This is a genomic window from Saccharopolyspora sp. (genome assembly GCF_017434145.1).
Lineage (GTDB): Bacteria > Actinomycetota > Actinomycetes > Mycobacteriales > Pseudonocardiaceae > Saccharopolyspora_C > Saccharopolyspora_C galaxeae.
The window spans coordinates 1-1,531 of record NZ_JAFRFW010000287.1; the positions used below are offsets into that span (position 1 = coordinate 1).

At 71.1% G+C, this 1,531-nt stretch carries 1 protein-coding gene and 1 pseudogene; one reads left to right on the forward strand and one right to left on the reverse strand.

All coding sequences use genetic code 11. The features are described 5' to 3' along the window. Positions 1 to 310: 310 nt before the first annotated feature. A complete protein-coding gene (locus tag IJH84_RS08010; protein WP_295142183.1) occupies positions 311 to 1,111 on the forward strand; it encodes a phosphatase PAP2 family protein in 801 nt (266 codons plus the stop codon). 90 nt (positions 1,112 to 1,201) lie between these two features. Here the strand turns inward: IJH84_RS08010 and IJH84_RS08015 are convergent. Next, positions 1,202 to 1,531 (reverse strand): annotated as a pseudogene (locus IJH84_RS08015) (NAD-dependent epimerase); the annotation flags it as partial.

Genomic DNA, 1,531 nt, shown 5'->3' on the forward strand with positions numbered 1-1,531 from the left:
CGCAGTGCGCGGATTCGTCGGCCGTCCGCGGGGCACCCGAGGCCGCCGCCCGCAGGTCGCCGCCCCGCAGCGCTGCCGCCCCGCAGTGCTGCCGTGCCCGCAGGTCACCGTAGCGAAGGTTGATCACCCGGCATTCCCGCCGTCCGGTTTCGCGTGAATGGAGCAGATTTTGTGACGACCGCTACTCGGTGATCACTCGAAAAGACCTTGCGCGGCGGTGCGTCGGGATGTGGGTGTGCGCCGGACGTGGCACCGGTTTCCCGCGGGGGCGGGCGCGGGCCGGCATTGTTGATCTCCTTACGATATAGCGGTGCTTCATCTTTCGTTCATCTTCGGGAAATCCCGCATTTCCCAGAACGTTCCGGGTGTTCCGGACATCAGCGAGTGGTGGTACCGGGACCTGGCTGGGTCGGGCGCGGCGAGCCCGGCGTTCCTGCAGGGCTTCGGCGCGTTCGCCACCGACGCGATCATCGTCGCGTTCCTGCTGATCTTCGGCGTGCTGATCTGGCGCTCCCGCCCGGGAACGGCCGCGGAGTCGGCGCGGGCGGTGCTCGCGGTCCCGCTGGTGCTGCTGGCCTACCTGATCAGCGAAGTGCTCAAGACGTTCATCCAGGAGGACCGCCCGTGCCGCGCGTTCCCCCGGATCAGCACCATCGAGCAGTGCCCCGAGGTGGGGGACTGGTCGTTCCCGAGCAACCACGCCACGCTCGCCGGTGCATCCGCGGTGGCGTTGATCTGCGTGCGCCGGGCGTGGTTGTGGCTCGGCGTCGTGCTGGCGCTGGCGACCGCGTTGTCGCGGGTCTACGTCGGGGTGCACTACCCGCACGACGTGCTGGTCGGGTTGCTGCTGGGTGCGGCGGTCGCGGCGCTGCTGCCGCGGCTGGCGCGGATGCTCGAACCGGTCGTGGACGGTGCCCGCGGGCTCACGGCCGGAGTGCTGTTGTTCGGCCCGGGCCCGGATTCGGGGTGGAAGCACTTGCCCGCCACGGACGGCACCACCCGCGATCTGCCGGTGCTCGACGCGCAGGCGGGCGATATGCCGACGACGCGGCTGACCGCGCCGATGTCCGCGGAGGCGCCCACCGCGCGGATCCCACGCGCCCGCCGCTGAGCCCTACGTCAGCTCCCGTTCCGTTTCCGAGCGAACGGACTGTTCGTCCAATCTAGCCGGACGAACAGTCCGTTCACTCAGATCGATCTCTCACTGCCGGGCTCCGACGCCGGTGCGCAGCTCGTGCAGCCGTCCGCCCGGCACGTTCGGGCGCAGCGGTGGGGTGTCCGCGCCCGCGGACGTGCGGACTCCGCGCAGGAACGCCTGCACAGCCTCCGGCGCGGAACGCTCCGGCTGCCAGTCCAAAAGGGACTCCGCGCGGCCGGTGTCCATGATCGGCAGCCGCAGGAACGTGTCGAACAGCTCCGGCGACGCGGGCACCAGGTGCAGGTCCCAAGCCGCCCGCAGCGCACCGCGCACCGGCCCGCGCGGCACCGGAACCGTGCGCGCGCCCAGGAGGTTCGCGAGCGCCTGCGCATC